At 58.1% G+C, this 13,755-nt stretch carries 13 protein-coding genes; 8 read left to right on the plus strand and 5 right to left on the minus strand.

Features of this window, described 5'->3' with window-relative positions; all coding sequences use genetic code 11:
* Positions 1-8 precede the first annotated feature (8 nt).
* Both VEH04_09455 and VEH04_09460 read left to right on the plus strand, forming a co-directional pair.
* Complete coding sequence (locus VEH04_09455; protein HYG22996.1) at positions 9-221, plus strand: SlyX family protein; 213 nt, start codon at positions 9-11, stop codon at positions 219-221.
* A gap of 93 nt (positions 222-314) precedes the next feature.
* Positions 315-761, plus strand: a complete 447-nt coding sequence (locus VEH04_09460; GenBank protein ID HYG22997.1) for a hemerythrin domain-containing protein — start codon at positions 315-317, stop codon at positions 759-761.
* 27 nt (positions 762-788) lie between these two features.
* Here VEH04_09460 and VEH04_09465 read toward each other — a convergent pair whose 3' ends face one another.
* From VEH04_09465 to VEH04_09485, 5 genes are all read right to left on the minus strand, one after another.
* A complete protein-coding gene (locus VEH04_09465) occupies positions 789-1,613 on the minus strand; it encodes a M14 family metallocarboxypeptidase (GenBank protein HYG22998.1) in 825 nt (274 codons plus the stop codon).
* Positions 1,583-2,680 (minus strand): biotin synthase BioB, encoded by a 1,098-nt coding sequence (gene bioB / locus VEH04_09470; GenBank protein ID HYG22999.1) that lies wholly within the window; start codon positions 2,678-2,680, stop codon positions 1,583-1,585. The genes VEH04_09465 and bioB overlap by 31 nt, the downstream gene beginning before the upstream one ends.
* A 52-nt stretch (positions 2,681-2,732) precedes the next feature.
* Positions 2,733-2,984, minus strand: a complete 252-nt coding sequence (locus tag VEH04_09475; protein ID HYG23000.1) for a hypothetical protein — start codon at positions 2,982-2,984, stop codon at positions 2,733-2,735.
* A 241-nt stretch (positions 2,985-3,225) separates the two neighbouring features.
* Positions 3,226-3,783: a signal peptidase I gene (lepB, locus tag VEH04_09480; protein HYG23001.1), complete on the minus strand. Its 558-nt coding sequence runs from the start codon at positions 3,781-3,783 to the stop codon at positions 3,226-3,228.
* A 189-nt stretch (positions 3,784-3,972) separates the two neighbouring features.
* Positions 3,973-4,362 carry a response regulator gene (locus VEH04_09485; protein HYG23002.1) on the minus strand — a complete coding sequence of 130 codons (390 nt, stop codon included), beginning with the start codon at positions 4,360-4,362 and terminating at the stop codon, positions 3,973-3,975.
* 219 nt (positions 4,363-4,581) lie between these two features.
* On the opposite strand from VEH04_09485, the gene rpsT reads away from it, so the two are divergent.
* The 6 genes from rpsT (at position 4,582) to VEH04_09515 (ending at position 13,734) form a co-directional block, all read left to right on the plus strand.
* On the plus strand, positions 4,582-4,848 hold the full coding sequence (gene rpsT / locus VEH04_09490) for a 30S ribosomal protein S20 (protein HYG23003.1): 267 nt from the start codon (positions 4,582-4,584) through the stop codon (positions 4,846-4,848).
* A 46-nt stretch (positions 4,849-4,894) separates the two neighbouring features.
* On the plus strand, positions 4,895-5,140 hold the full coding sequence (locus VEH04_09495) for a FeoA family protein (protein HYG23004.1): 246 nt from the start codon (positions 4,895-4,897) through the stop codon (positions 5,138-5,140).
* 6 nt (positions 5,141-5,146) lie between these two features.
* Positions 5,147-7,441 (plus strand): ferrous iron transport protein B, encoded by a 2,295-nt coding sequence (gene feoB, locus VEH04_09500; GenBank protein ID HYG23005.1) that lies wholly within the window; start codon positions 5,147-5,149, stop codon positions 7,439-7,441.
* A gap of 85 nt (positions 7,442-7,526) precedes the next feature.
* Positions 7,527-8,078, plus strand: coding sequence for a sigma-70 family RNA polymerase sigma factor (locus VEH04_09505; GenBank protein HYG23006.1), 552 nt, complete (start codon positions 7,527-7,529; stop codon positions 8,076-8,078).
* 304 nt (positions 8,079-8,382) lie between these two features.
* Positions 8,383-12,354, plus strand: coding sequence for a DUF2723 domain-containing protein (locus tag VEH04_09510; protein ID HYG23007.1), 3,972 nt, complete (start codon positions 8,383-8,385; stop codon positions 12,352-12,354).
* 51 nt (positions 12,355-12,405) lie between these two features.
* A complete protein-coding gene (locus VEH04_09515; GenBank protein HYG23008.1) occupies positions 12,406-13,734 on the plus strand; it encodes a S41 family peptidase in 1,329 nt (442 codons plus the stop codon).
* Positions 13,735-13,755 lie beyond the last annotated feature (21 nt).

Genomic DNA, 13,755 nt, shown 5'->3' on the forward strand with positions numbered 1-13,755 from the left:
TATTACGAATGAACCCGAACGAACCTGAAAGGCTGGAACGGCTTGAAACCCACGTCGCGCACCTGGAACATCAACTCGAGCAATTAAACCAAGTTGTGATTGACCACGGAAAAGTCATTGCGCGGTTGAAGAAGGAAGTGCAGCGACAGTCTGAGACGTTGCAGGTTCAGGAGCTCGAGCGGATCAAGGGAAACAACCAGAAGCCGCCGCACTATCAATAGGGATCAGGCACTTTTCGGTTGAAGGAAGGCAAGTCCCGACTAGCCGCGGGCCGTCGAATGCGCTGTATTGGACGGCAACAACCAGTCATTCCAATGAAGATTACAGAAGCACTGCTGGCCGAACACCTGGTGTTCCACAATCTGTTTGATCACATCGAAAAAATCGCGCCACGGCTCAAGACGCTGGCCGAGGTGAAGGTGCTGGCGTCGTTGATGGAAACAATGCTGTCGGCGCATTCGCACACGGAGGACGAACTCTTCATGAAGCCGCTCGAACCCTCGTTTGAGCAACTCGGCCATTGCGCGATCTTTCATCACGAACACGATCTCATCGAACAGAACCTCGCGCTTGTTCACGAGTCGAAAAGCCTCAAGCACGCACGCCACCTCCTGCTCACCACGGTCGTCCTCTGCCGCAGCCACTTCGACAAGGAAGAACGCATTGTGTTCCCAATGGCCGAACGCGTGTTGAAATCGAAGACGCTTCTTGAACTCGGCCAAAGCTGGATGAACCAACGGAACTGCGCCTTGCTCGCATAGGAGCGAACGCACATCGCGGAGCGGAATTCAAAAACCGCAGAAGGTGTTGAGCGCCGCATGAACAGCCGTGATCAGCGCCTGCTCCCTCACCTGCAACGCGAAATCTGAGGGCGCTTCGAGCGTGTAGCTCAGCCGCGTCTTGTGTCGAATCAGATAAAACGCCTCAGGCCAGTCGGGGCGCGAATCGGGATCGAGATTCGGGCGGATGATTCCCCTGCTTGCCGGACGTCCCTCAATCAACTCGTTTGGATCAATCGGACAAACGCGTTCCACAGCATCGATCATGGGTTCAGCGAGCGAACGCTGGCCCAGCGGGTTTTGTTCGTAGAGGTAAAAGCCGTTCGATTCCCAATCTTCATGCAGCAGAAGGCAGAGGTCGAAGGCGGGCTGCCTCTCCAGCCAGTTGATGTGCGCAATGATTTCGTCAGCCGAGGGATTCAGGTAGGCGCGGTTCAAATCAAGGCCTCGCGCGTTTTCACGACAGTTCAGTGTGAACCCTACCGGATTCAGGCACGGGCAGAACCAGAGTTCCGCATTTTCGGGCCAGCGATCTTCCTGAAGCAACCGCAGCGCCGCCCTCGGACCCGCGGGTTCGTCTCCATGAATTCCCGCGCTGAGGTAAATGCGCCGCGTGGCTGGGCTGTCTGAGCGCGCCGGTCGATGCAGGCTCAATAATTCGAAACCGTCCGTGGTCGCAAACGACCCGCGTTCCCATCCGTGCTTGTCGGCGGCGGAAATGATTTCTGCCAGCGTCTGGCGGACATCAATGACATCGCCGCAGTACCGATCAAGGTTCTTGCCGAGGCGCTGCCCGGGCCCCGCTACTTCGCCATCGCCGGTTCCGCTTCGCATGAAGTTCCGTTGCACCCGCATTCGTGTTCCGCCTGGTCAGTGAAACCGTGCTTGTCCCAGCTCGGATCCAAACCCAGGTCGCGGATCATCTGCATGTCCTTCTCGACAGGCTGATTCAGGGTGGTCAGATAATTGCCGACCATCATCGCGCTCGCGCCCGCCATGAAGATCATGCTTTGGGCTTCGCGCAGGTTCACCGTGCGTCCCCCGGCGATCATGATCTCGCGTCGCGGAAGGATGAACCGGAAGCACGCGATCGACTTTAGAATCTCCATCACAGAGAGCGGTTCGTTGTTCTCGAACGGCGTGCCTTTGATCGGGTTGAGAATGTTGATCGGCACCACGCTCGCGCCAATTTCCTTGATCGAGAAAGCAAGATCGCATCGATCCTCACGCGTTTCGCCCATTCCGATGATCCCGCCCGAACAGATGCTGATCCCGGCGTTCTTAAGAAACTGGATTGTCTGCAGGCGATCGTCGTAAGTATGCGTGGTGCAGGTTTTCGGAAAGAACCGCCGGGAGCTTTCCAGATTATGACCGTAGCATTCCAATCCCGCTTCCTTCAGCCGATTCGCGACCTTCTGGTCCTTGATGATTCCGAGTGATGCGTCAGGGCGGGTCTTGCCGCCCGCCTTCAGTTCGCGAATCCGGTCGCACACCTCGTCGAGAAGGGGTCCCTCATTGAGCCCCTTCCAGGCAGCTACCAAACCAACGGCAGTGACGCTGTTGCGATTGGCTTCGTCGGCGGCCTCCTGGACAGGTTCGGGATCGATGAAGCCGTAGCGCGGCGAGCCGGTTTGGTAAAACGCGGATTGCGCGCAGAAACTGCAGTTCTCGGAACAGGCGCCGGCCTTGGCATTCACGATGGAACAGAGATGAATCTTGTTTCCCTTGAATCGTTCACGGATGCGGTTGGCCCAGGAAATCAGGTCCAGGATGTCGGCTGAAGTCTCGAGATTGAACAGCCACAACGCCTCTTCACGCGTGATAGATCCGCCGGAAAGCACCCGCTGACCCAGGAGCCCCAAACGTTCGTGGCTTGTGGCGTCAAATGAACTCGCACTCATGGTTGACAGCATGATTCACGGAGGGTCGTTAGGCAAGGAACGATCGTAATGATCAGGCGCCCGACTGGGTGTCATCGGAGGCGCGCTTTTCGTCTCCGAGGCGGCCGAGGACCGGAAGGACGATGTCGTATTGCTGTTCCTCAAACTTCAATACCAGCTGCACGTGAGAGATTTTATTGAGGACGCAGAAGTCGATTGCGCCGGTTGAACTGAGGAAATCCATCGCATCAGCAGGATCCCTCGTCCAGGCCCCGACGTCTTTAAAGTAGAGGCCACTGTTTTTCTGCTGGATCAGAATCCGCATAACTTTTCCTTTTCCCCACGAACTCCGATTCAAACCGGCTTGAAGATTGGTCTCAGCCCGATAACGGTTTGACCTTAGCAGGTGGGCATCCGCTGGCAACACAATTGATGGAGGGGATGCACGGCGCGGGGGTTCCGCGGAAGATCGAGAACCGATCCGATTCGAAGCGCAGGTTTACGTACCTGCTGTGTCGCCACGCTTCCAAAACAGCAGGGCGCGGCTCGCGCAGGCAGCTGGCCGATTAGAGATGCACTGCGCCGAGGATGTTCTGCCGGCGAACGGGACCATACATCCGGCTGTCGAAACTGTTCTCCCGATTATCGCCAAGCACGAAGTACTGATCCTGTCCGCAGACAATCAATTGCTCGTGGAAGCCTGAATAGGTCAGGGTCGGCCGTCCGGCCCACACGTAGGGTTCCTTCAACTGCACCCCGTTTACGAAAACCTTCCCGTTCTTGAACAGGATGGAATCGCCCGGCATTCCAATGATGCGTTTCACGACGAACGCTCCATCGGTGGGATCCTTGATCACGACAATGTCGTTTTGTTTCGGCGCATGAAAGCGGTAGGTGAGGCGATCGAGGATTAACTGATCGGCTGGACGCAGGGTGGGAACCATGCTGACACCGACGACCTGCACTGACTGAAAACAAAAGTGGCTGATGAAGAGATACGAGCCAGCGCTGAGAAGCACGAGCATCAAGCATTGAAGCAACTGGCGGCTCAACGATGGCGCCGCGGGCTTGGTGCTCGGAGCGATACTCTCCGCTGGGGGGGTTGCCGATGTTTGATTTTCCATACTCTCGCGGTCCTGATTGCAGCGACAGATTAAGAGGATGGCGCGCCTTCGCACAATTGGGGCGTTATACGCAAAATGAAGATGGGAGAACTACGGAAACGGGCGCCGGGGTGAACGCTTCAACTTGCCGGGACTGCATTGGATGTGCTCCGCAACCACAAAGCGCCGGCACCTGCCGCAGGCCCGCTCCTACGTGGTGCGATGGAGAAGCACCTGTGCGATTGCCTCGCGCAAATCGTCGAGCAGAAACGGTTTGCTGATCAGCCGATCGACTCCAGACAAGGGAACCCCGGAAGACTGAAGCATCTCGGCGTACGCAGTGATCATGATCACGGGCTGTTCAGGAAACTGGCTTTTGATCGTCGTCGCGAGCTCGTCGCCCTTCATCAAGGGCATGGCAAAGTCGGTGATTACCAAGTCGAATTTTTCCTTGCCCAATGAAGCCAGCGCTTCCTTGCCGCTGTTGGCCGTCTTCACCTCATGGCCATCAAACGTCAGCATCATCTTGACGGCGTCGCAGACGAATGGTTCGTCATCGACCACCAAGATGCGTTTGGTTGGCATCACAGGTACAGCCATGGTGGGGGATACTATCTCCACGCTTTTTCTGCGCCAGTCTTTTGTTGAATTTGCGTTCCAGCCGTTTACATCCCAGCTTAGCTCGGAAGAGGGGAAGTTTAAAATCAACCGGTTCGATCACACGCCCTTCAATTCCTTCCTCAATTCCACAATCCATGTAAGCGTTGACAATGCAACGAGGTCAGTTACCGTTTCGCGCTCAAATTTAAATTACGATCTATGCCGAATACCAAGTCAGCCGAACGCCGCATGCGGAGCAGCGCGCGGAAAAATCTGCAAAACCGCCGCGTCAAGTCACGCCTCCACACCCTGGAGAAGAACTACCTGGCCCTGGTAACCGCCGGCAAGAAAGAGGACGCTGCCAAGGCTTTGCGCAGCGTCGCTTCAGCTTTCGACAAGGCTGCGAAGACCGGCGTGGTGCACAAGGGCACCGCCGACCGCAAAAAGTCGCGCCTGTCCGTCCGCCTCAACGCAGCGGCCAAGTAACGCCGTTCTTCCAGCCCGTCCGGGCCAACTGGAGGCGGATTGATCCATGGCCGAACTGCAACCGCTCACATCCTGCCCGCTCGGCGCGGCGGCAACCGTCGCCGAGATTCATGTTCCCTCCCCGGCTCGGGCGCGCCTGATGGAAATGGGCCTGCTCGTCGGCACCAAGATCGAATTGGTTCGCTTCGCACCTCTCGGAGATCCCGTCGAAATCAAGATTCGCGGCTATAATCTTACCCTGCGAAAACACGAGGCGGACCAGATCCTGGTACGCCTTGCAGCCAGCGCGTAATTCGCAATGAATTCCGCGGCAGCCAAGCACGACAGTGTTGAGTCCAAGAATCACACAGGGACTTATGTTGTACTGACGGGCAACCCCAACTGCGGCAAGACCACCCTTTTCAACGCGCTGACCGGCCTTCGAGCCAAGGTCGGCAATTACGCCGGCGTCACTGTTGAACGCAAGGAGGGCAAGCTGCTCGATGCGCCCGCACACGCGGATATCCGGGTTCTCGACCTGCCCGGCACTTACAGCCTCAGCCCGCAGTCCCTCGACGAACAGGTTTCCCGCGACGTCCTGCTGGGTCGCCTGGACGAACTTCCCGCCCCGGCCGCCATTGTAGTAGTGGTCGACGCCTCAAACCTGCAGCGGAACCTTTATTACGCCACCCAGGTGATCGAACTGGGATATCCCACGGTGGTGGCGTTGAACATGATTGATGTGGCCGAAACCAACGGCCAGCGCATTGAAGCCAGCCAGCTTGCCCAGGCCTTGGGGACGCCGGTTGTTCCGGTTATTGCAAGCACCGGCCATGGAATTACGGCATTGCGCGAGACGATTCTGTCGGCTTTGGCGAAGAATGCAGCGAACGCATCGGGCACGACGGCGGATGTTCGTTTTTGCGCATTGCCCCGGGAGTTTGCGAATGAGGTGGCGGAGATTTCCCGCGTGCTGTCCACGGCGTTTCCCGGGCGCCGCTCGCAAGCCCATGCCGAGGCGCTGCTGATCCTCAGCAATGAAAAGGCGCTCGCATCGAGCGCGAATCATTACCCGCCAGAAGTGTTGGATGCGGTTGAGGCGAGCCGCGGACGCCTCGAGAAGGCGGCAATCGATTGGAGAAGCCAGGCAATCGAAGGCCGGTATGCTGCTGTTTCGGAAATCCAGATGGCCGTCACAGCCGAACTTGCGCCGCCTGGAGAAACGTTCAGCGACAAGCTGGATCGCGTGCTCACGCACAAAGTGTGGGGCACGGTGATCTTCGTGGCGATCATGGCCGCGATGTTCCAGAGCATCTTCACGTTCGCCAGCATTCCGATGGATGCGCTGCAATCCGTCGTAGACTGGCTTGGAACCCGGGTTGGAGAACTGATCCCCGAGGGCGACTTGAACAGCCTGCTCGTGGACGGCGTGATTGCCGGCGTCGGCGCGGTGGTGGTGTTCCTGCCGCAGATTTTGCTGTTGTTCCTGTTCATCGGATTCCTGGAAGACACAGGTTATATGGCGAGGGCGGCGTTCCTGATGGATCGCCTGATGAGCAAGGTGGGACTGCACGGAAAGAGCTTCATACCCATGTTAAGTTCCTTCGCCTGTGCCATCCCGGGAATCATGGCGACACGCACGATCGAATCCCAGAAGGACCGGTTGGTGACGATCCTTGTGGCGCCGCTGATGAGTTGTTCCGCGCGGCTGCCTGTCTATACGCTCCTGATCGGCGCGTGCATTCCGGATCGCGTGGTGGCGAACCTCCGATACGATGTGAACGTCGGCTTCGGGAGCTTCAATCTGTTTGGATTCCTCGGAATGCAAGGGTTGACGATGCTTTCGATGTATCTCCTGGGAATCGTCGTTGCGCTCTTCATGGCCTGGATCTTCAAGAAGACGCTGCTCAAGGGTGAAACGCCCTTGCTCATCATGGAACTCCCGCCTTACAAGCGTCCGCTGTTGCGAATCGTGCTGCGGCACATGTGGGATCGATCCAAGATTTTCCTTCGCCGCGCGGGAACGGTCATTCTCGGAATCAATATCATTCTGTGGTTCCTTGCAACGTATCCGCGCGTGAACAGCCACGCCCTGAACATTCCGCGGGCGGCCGCCGAAGCGCCTGAACGCGGCTCTGAAATGCAGGTGCCGGACGTGTCTGGAACGATCCAGGGAGAAGTCGCCGGAGAACAGTTGCGCAACAGCTTTGCGGGTCGGATGGGCCGTGCGATTGAGCCGCTGATCGCGCCGCTCGGGTTTGACTGGAAGATCGGCATCGGCCTTGTCGCCTCGTTCGCTGCTCGCGAGGTGTTTGTCAGCACCATGTCCACGGTTTACAACGTGGCCGACGCAGAAGGCGGTGAAACCAAGCTGGAGGAAACCCTGCGGCAGCAGAAGCGGCCCGATGGCACGCCGGTTTACACGACCTTGACCGCGGTGACGCTCATGGTCTTTTACGTGTTCGCACTGCAATGCGTCAGCACGGTCGCCGTTGTTCGCCGCGAAACCAACTCATGGAAGTGGCCTGTGTTCCAATGGATCTACATGGGGCTCCTGGCCTGGGGATTTGCTTTCGCGACGCTTCATCTCGGGCGGATGCTTGGGTTTGAATAAGATCGAGCCCGCCCGTTGTCCCCTCTCCTTCGTCCCCGCTTTCTTTATACAATTCCCGGCTCGGCGGTGTCTATGCAGTGAAAACGTGAGCGAAGAAGCGCCAGAACATTGGAGTGCAGGACTTTACGAAGCGCGTGCCGCCGAACTGCTGCTGTATGGGCGCGCGCTCGGCTTGAGCCATGCCGAGGCCCAGGATGTTCTGCAGGAAACGTTTATTACGTTGCTTGAACGTCCAGTGGCGCCTTCCAAGCCTGGGCACTACGCCATTCGCACGTTCCGCAATCGCGTCCTCAATTACAGGCGCTCGATGTGGCGGCGCCTGGCGCGTGAACTGGAATCGCATCGATGGTTTGAGAAGCAGCCCGACCAAACCGCGGCGGCTGAGGCGGCAATGCGACACCTCCGTGAATTGCCTGTTGAGCAGCGTGAAGTCATTGTGCTGAAGATCTGGCATCACTACACGTTTGAGGAAATCGGCGAATTGCTGGAAACGTCGCCCAACACGATCGCCGGCCGGTATCGATATGGACTTCAAAAAATGCGGAACTGTTTGAAGGAAGCGGACTATGAACGAGATGAACCCAGTGGAAACGCAATTGGCTTCCTGGAAGCCGCGGCGCCCGTCGCCAAACCTTAAACGCAGGATTTTTCGGCAGCGCAGCGCCAATCCATCGCCCCGGTTGGGCATGCTGCAATGGGCGGCGCCCGTTGCCGCGTGCTGCCTGCTCACATTCCTGGTGCTGCGTGAAGGAGTGGACCCCCTGGTCAGCTCTGCGCACCCGTTTGCGACGGATCAGCCATCGCGCGCAGCGTCGATTCCCCCTTACGACGTGGGGCATGTGAACGCTCCGTTTGGAAATAGATTTGATTGGACAAACGCGGGCGCTTTCACTTCTAGTGTTGGCTCATTTTTGCCAGGCCGGGCGAACTGATTTACACGCATGGAAAAACCTAAACTGACCTCCGACGCGGTGCCGACCGCCGCCACTACGCCGGGAGTTCCCGTCGTTCCCCCGAAGCTGCCACCCCTTTTCAGACGAATCGACTGGCTCACCTTTGGGCTCACCTTCCTGGTTGTCTTCGCTGGATATTTCCTGACGCTCGCCCCTGAAATGACGCTGGAAGATTCCGGCGAACTCGCTGTCGCGTCGTACTACGCAGGCGTCCCCCATCCTCCCGGTTACCCGGTCTGGACGTTATACACGCATCTGTGGGCCATTCTACTTCCGATCGGAAATGTCGCCTGGCGGGTCGGGCTCGGCGTGGCGTTCTCGGGCGCCATTGCAGCAGGCCTGCTCGGCCTCGTTGTCTCGCGCGGCAGCAGCATGCTCATCGAAAGCATCGACGATCTCCGCACGATCAGGCGAAACATTGAAGGTGCGATCTGCCTTGTGACCGGCTTCGTTGCGGGCGCGCTCATCGGCTTCAACGGTTACATGTGGAGCCAGTCGGTGATTGTGGAAGTGTACCCGCTCAGCGTGCTTTCGCTCATGGGCGTCATCGCGTGCCTGATGCGCTGGCTATACGCGCCTCACCAGCATCGCTATCTCTATTATGCATTTTTCTGGTACGGCATCTGTGTCAACAACCACCAGTCCCTGCTCGTCATTGCAATGGGAATCCAGGTGCTCGTGTGGCTCGCGGAACCGAAGCTCGGACGGGAGATGTTCTTTTGGAACACGTTGATCTGGTTGCTCGGGTTGCTCGCGGGACCCTCAATGCTGGAAACCAACACGATGGTGAAGCTGATCTACAACCTGATCGGGATCACCTCGGCGGCACTGTGGATCTGGCTGGTTGTGCGCACGCAGAAGAAATCCTCGGAGTTTATCCGGGACGGCCTGATGCTGGCCACGCTCGGATTCATCGCGCTCTTTTTCGGCGGGCTTACGAATTACATCCCGCGGGTTAATTCCAGCGGCACGTTGTTTCTCATTGCGGTCGCAATCCTTGTCTCTGGCTTCTTCTTCGCCCGCTGTGCCCGGCAGACCGCGGCGCTGGGAAAACAGTGGTGGCATGTTCTTGCTTCGGGCCTGAGCTGGGCGGCCGGCATGGCATTCTACCTTTTCATGCCAATCTCGGGAGCAACGAATCCCCCGATGCAGTGGGGCTATCCGCGGACTTTGGACGGATTCATCCACGCCTTCACACGCGGGCAATATGACAAGATCAATCCGACGGGTGGCGCGGGCGACACCCTGTTCGAACAGATCGGCAACTTCTTCGCCACGTATTCGCTTCAGCTCTGGCGTTTCTTTGAGGGTCTGAGCACCGAGTTCGGGTTTTTATACCTCCTGATCGCGCTCGTGGTCTTCCTGTTTTTCCGAAAGCTGAAGCGGCGTGAGCGGGTGTGGATTCTCGGCATGGTCGCGCTGTTCATCTGTGTGGGACCATTCCTGGTCTGGCTGCTCAACTTCTCCTCCGACCGTCAATCCCTTGAACTGAACCGGGTATTCCTGACGTCCGCCCATGTGTTTGTCGCGATGTTTGTAGGCTTCGGCCTCAGCCTGGCAGCGGCTTCCATGTCGGTTCATTACAACTCATTGCGCAACGTATCGATCCTGGGCGGTTTGTGCGCGCTGGATTTCACAACCTTCACCCTCGCCCTGAACGCGCAGGAGGCGCTCAGCCCTGATGCCGCGACGGCGTTTGGCTTCATCAAGATCCTCTGCTGGATGGCGGCGCTTACGTGCATTGTGATCCTGTGGTACAAGGGCCTCGAGCGGGATCGCCAGCTGTCGTTCGGCATACCGTTGTTCTTCATCCTTATTTCGCTGGTGTTCTCCTGTTGGACACTGGTCGGAAAACCGGCTGCAATGGCGAATATGCGGGAGGCGCTGGCTGCGATTCCTCAGGCCTTCAATCCGGATCAATATGGCCTTCCGATTTACGCTGCCCTGCTGCTGGTGGTCGCATGCCTGGTCTACCTCGCTGCTGTTTTCGCTTCGCGCACACGGGCGCCCATGGCGGTAACACTTGCCGTGCTGGCCCTGATGCCGAGTTACGCCGTGATGACGCATTGGTTCGAAAATGAGCAGCGCGGACACTGGTTCGGCTACTGGTTTGGCCATGACATGTTCACCCCGCCGTTCAAGGACAAATCGGGTCAGCTCAGTTACGACGCGAAGGAGCGAACGGAAGCCGCGTCCGGTGCCAGCGGTAAACTCGTTTACCCCGAGATGGATCGGCACGCGATCCTGTTTGGCGGCACGGATCCCGGACGGTTTGCCCCGACGTACATGATCTTTGCGGACAGCTTCATCCCGAATTCCTGCAAGCCCGAGGTGGATCCTGTCTTCGATCGTCGTGACGTCTATATCATCACGCAGAACGCGCTCGCTGACGGCACGTACCTGCAGTACATCCGCGCGCACTACTTCCGAAGCGACGAATATAAGTACGACACCTATTTCTTCCAGGAACTGCTGCGCGGACCGGAAGAGCGCGACCGCGAAGGACGTTTCAATTATCAGACCAACCTGCTGGCCCGGCTCGCAGGCCGGGTCCTGGATGGGCCACTCAATGCCTGGGGCGCCCGCGTGGAGGCACGCCGTCGCAAGGAAGGTGTGTATCCGCCGAACGAGATCTACACGCCCACCCCTGAAGATTCACAACGCTGCTTCCAGCTTTACATCGAAGACGCCCAGCGCCGTCTGATGCATGACCAGCAATACCCCAACGAACCAAGGCAGGTTCGCCCGGGCGAAAACATCAATATCGTCGACAACCGCGTCCAGGTTTCAGGACAGGTCGCTGTCATGGCGATCAATGGCTTGCTCACAAAGGTCATCTTCGACAAAAACCCGACGAACGAGTTTTATGTGGAAGAAAGCTTCCCGCTGGATTGGATGTTCCCGCACCTGACGCCGTTCGGCATCATCATGAAGATCAACCGCCAGCCGATTCCCGAACTGACTGAGGAGATCATCGCGCGGGATCACCAATTCTGGAAGGACTACTCGACACGCCTGATCGGCGACTGGATTGATTACGACACGCCTGTCAAAGACATCGGCGCCTTTGCCGAGAAGGTCTACATGAAGCGCAACTTTGCGGGCTTCAAGGGTGATCGCAAATTCGTTCGCGATGATCAGGCGCAGAAGGCGTTTTCGAAATTGCGAAGTTCGATCGGCGGCATCTATGCGTGGCGCCTCGGCTTTTCATCGGGCGCACCGACGCCCGTCCAGTACCTGCCAAAGAGCGACGCCGAACGCCAGCGGCTCGTCCGCGAGGCGGAGTTCTCCTTCAAGCAGGCTTTCGCATTTTGTCCTTACAGCCCCGAGGCGGTGTTCCGTTATGTGCAATTGCTCGCGAACCTCGGCCGCATGGAAGACGCGCTCGTCGTGGCTGAGACCTGCCAGAAGCTGGATCCCTACAACGGGCAGGTTGGCAACCTCGTCGAACAACTCCGCTCGTCCACAAGTCGCGCAGCCGCGCCGCCGCAGCCACAGATTGACTTCGCACAACTCGAACGCGATGTGAGCGCGAATCCGACGAACTTCGTCAAGGCATTCGAACTCGCACAGAAATACTGGAGCGTGCAACAGACGGATCGCGCAATGCAGTTGCTGGACGGCATCGTGGCCCATCCACAGGCCGATGCGGCGATGGTCTTTCAGGTCGCCCGGATTTACGCGGAGCTGAACGTCGTTCAGCGGCTTGAACCCGCGCTCCAGAGGCTGGTCGCCCTGGCGCCCAATGAGCCTGAAGCGTGGTACAATCTGGCGGCGACAAAGGCCGCTTTGAACAAGCGAACCGAGGCATTGGCCGACTTGAAGCGGGCGCTGGAACTCAGCGTCCAGCGCAGGCAACAAAATCCCGCTGCGAATGACCTGCAGGCGGAGGCGGAGAAGGACCCCCGGTTTCAAGGACTCAGAACCGATGCGGCATTTACCAACCTGTTCCGCCGGTAAACCGGCGTTTGCAAACGGTTGCCGCGGCCCGTATTGTTCCCGCAGTACTCTATGAAACGGCGTTTCGTCTTCAGCATCGTCGCGGTCGTTCTCGCGGCAAACCTGTTCATCGGCGCACGGCTTTACATCAGCTCCGCCGAGGCGGCTCAAAAAGATTCGCCGTATCCCAACCTCAAGCTGTTCACCGAGGTGATGCAGAAAGTCCGCAAGGACTACGTGGATGGCGAGGAGATCAGCTACCAGGAACTGGTGTATGGCGCGCTGCAGGGAATGATCGATCGGCTCGATCCGCACAGCGAATTCATGGAGCCTTCGAAATACAAGGAACTGCAGAGCGACACACAGGGGCAGTTTGGAGGCCTGGGAATTATCATTTCGATGAAGGATAATTTCATCACTGTGGTCGCACCTGTTGAGGACACGCCCGGGTTCAAGGCCGGAATTTTGTCGGGCGATCGGATCACCCGGATCCAGGGCAGAACCACGGAGAACATGACACTCCAGGACGCGGTTAAATTCCTCCGCGGCGAACCCGGCACTGATGTCACAATCACTATTCAGCGGCCGTCCTCTGGCGAAACCAAGGACTACACCCTCAAGCGCGCCGTCATCAACGTCGACATGGTCAAGGACATCAACGGGCGAAAGGAATTTCCGCTGGGCGACAACAAGATTGGCTATGTGCGCCTCGTTCAGTTCGGGGAGAAAACGAGCGAGGATCTCGCCGCTGCATTGGCGAAGCTGAAGGCGCAGGGCATGCAGGCCCTCATCCTTGATCTGCGGTGGAACCCCGGCGGGCTGCTCGACCAGGCAGTTGAAGTGTGTGAGAAGTTTCTGCCGCGCGGGCAGCTGGTCGTTTCGACGGAAGGCCGTTACACGAACCAGAAGTTCACCGCCAAGGGACGCGGCGATGAGCTTCCGCATACGCCCATCGTCGTGCTCGTCAATATCGGCAGCGCCAGCGCATCGGAAATTGTGGCAGGCTGCCTGCAGGACTTGAACCGCGCGATCGTCCTGGGAGAGAAAACATTCGGCAAAGGTTCCGTTCAAAGCATCATCCCGCTCGATGACGGTTCGGCACTCCGCTTGACGACTGCCAAATATTACACCCCCAGTCACAAGGTCATTCATGAAGTGGGCATCACGCCCAACGTGATCGTCCCCGTTACTGAGGACGAGGAGCGCGACATCCTGCTGCGACGCACGCAGGGCGGCGTCGAAAGCCTGGACGGCGCGGATCGGGACCGGGTGCTGAATGCGCGCGACCCGCAGCTCGATCGTGCGATGGATCTTTTGAAAGGAATTTTGCTCTTTGGCGAACTCCGTCCTCAAAAAACCGGACCCTCAAAAATGGCTGCGGCCCAGGCGCGGGGGAATTAATCGCGGTCCTCTTTCCATCCT

The sequence above is a fragment of the Verrucomicrobiia bacterium genome (assembly GCA_035629175.1).
Classification (GTDB): Bacteria; Verrucomicrobiota; Verrucomicrobiia; order Limisphaerales; family DASXHY01; genus DASXHY01.

What these genes read in the sequence shown, in the direction of transcription:
- feoB (HYG23005.1), top strand. Translation starts at nt 5,147, where the DNA reads ATGAATTCCGCGGCAGCCAAGCACGACAGTGTTGAGTCCAAGAATCAC.
- VEH04_09460 (HYG22997.1), top strand. Translation starts at nt 315, where the DNA reads ATGAAGATTACAGAAGCACTGCTGGCCGAACACCTGGTGTTCCACAAT.
- VEH04_09475 (HYG23000.1), bottom strand. Translation starts at nt 2,984, where the DNA reads ATGCGGATTCTGATCCAGCAGAAAAACAGTGGCCTCTACTTTAAAGAC.
- VEH04_09510 (HYG23007.1), top strand. Translation starts at nt 8,383, where the DNA reads ATGGAAAAACCTAAACTGACCTCCGACGCGGTGCCGACCGCCGCCACT.
- lepB (HYG23001.1), bottom strand. Translation starts at nt 3,783, where the DNA reads ATGGAAAATCAAACATCGGCAACCCCCCCAGCGGAGAGTATCGCTCCG.
- bioB (HYG22999.1), bottom strand. Translation starts at nt 2,680, where the DNA reads ATGAGTGCGAGTTCATTTGACGCCACAAGCCACGAACGTTTGGGGCTC.
- rpsT (HYG23003.1), top strand. Translation starts at nt 4,582, where the DNA reads ATGCCGAATACCAAGTCAGCCGAACGCCGCATGCGGAGCAGCGCGCGG.
- VEH04_09485 (HYG23002.1), bottom strand. Translation starts at nt 4,362, where the DNA reads ATGGCTGTACCTGTGATGCCAACCAAACGCATCTTGGTGGTCGATGAC.
- VEH04_09495 (HYG23004.1), top strand. Translation starts at nt 4,895, where the DNA reads ATGGCCGAACTGCAACCGCTCACATCCTGCCCGCTCGGCGCGGCGGCA.
- VEH04_09465 (HYG22998.1), bottom strand. Translation starts at nt 1,613, where the DNA reads ATGCGAAGCGGAACCGGCGATGGCGAAGTAGCGGGGCCCGGGCAGCGC.
- VEH04_09515 (HYG23008.1), top strand. Translation starts at nt 12,406, where the DNA reads ATGAAACGGCGTTTCGTCTTCAGCATCGTCGCGGTCGTTCTCGCGGCA.
- VEH04_09455 (HYG22996.1), top strand. Translation starts at nt 9, where the DNA reads ATGAACCCGAACGAACCTGAAAGGCTGGAACGGCTTGAAACCCACGTC.